The sequence below is a fragment of the Candidatus Symbiopectobacterium sp. NZEC135 genome (assembly GCF_025962695.1).
The window spans coordinates 1-838 of record NZ_JAGFPF010000896.1; the positions used below are offsets into that span (position 1 = coordinate 1).

Below are 838 nucleotides of genomic sequence, written 5' to 3' on the forward strand. Positions count from 1 at the left end.
CCACCAATTGCTTCACAGAACAGCAGGTGGCAGCCGGCAAGCAGTTGAGCACGCACTTCGTTGCTTTCCTGCTCCCCCGGTTCGCTGGGATAACGACGCAACCCGTGTAGCCACGAGCCGTTGCCATCAAACGCATAGATAAAAAACAGGCGACACTGCCCAAAATGGCCGTTAATCGCGATACCATCCTGTGACGAAAAGGCCACCAGCAGTTGCGGTTCGCGCCCCGGCGGCGACATTACCGCCAGATGCGCAGGCAGTTCACCGCGCAGACACGCCATCACCCGTTGCCACCGGCCCCGGGTCGCCGGGAAAACGCGCCATCAGCTGTGGTTGATCCAGCGACGACAAATAGGCCAGATCGAGCGAGGCCTCATCCTGTTGCGCAATCCAGCGTAACAGTTGCGGGGAGGACAGCTCTGGCAGGCAATGCATCAGCGCAAACAGTCGCCAGAACAGACGATCATCATCAGACATCTTCACCTCCTCATGCCAGGCCGGGACGCGAGGCGCGCAGGCTGATGGGAAACTGCGGTTTTTCCGTTTGTGGGTTCAGCGTTTTCCCCCTTCCAACGCCACCTCTCCCCCCCAGCAATCCTGACGGTCAAACTCTATTCCGATCACCCTCGCCTCCAAATCCTGCTTGGCGATATAGCAATACAGCTGCGCGTTGCGCTCACGAAAAATCACTATCGGCATAAACACCTCCTCAGTGGCAAGGTGACGGCCCGGACAGTGCCGGGCCGCGAAGCAGGCCACTTTGGTCAGGGGATTAACGAACAAGATCGAAGTTGTAGTCGTTCTTGCCGAGCTTCATGGTATCTTTGTCGAGCTTCTC

General features: G+C 58.0%; 2 protein-coding genes and 1 pseudogene. All 3 read right to left on the reverse strand.

All coding sequences use genetic code 11. The features are described 5' to 3' along the window. The coding region (locus tag J5224_RS31265) for a NifB/NifX family molybdenum-iron cluster-binding protein (protein WP_319802521.1) at positions 1–281 on the reverse strand (281 nt) is incomplete at its 3' end. After that, positions 262–477 (reverse strand): hypothetical protein, encoded by a 216-nt coding sequence (locus J5224_RS31270; RefSeq protein ID WP_264628889.1) that lies wholly within the window; start codon positions 475–477, stop codon positions 262–264. The genes J5224_RS31270 and J5224_RS31265, both read right to left, overlap by 20 nt. A gap of 10 nt (positions 478–487) precedes the next feature. Then, positions 488–699: pseudogene (locus tag J5224_RS31275) on the reverse strand (NifT/FixU family protein). Positions 700–838: the final 139 nt, after the last annotated feature.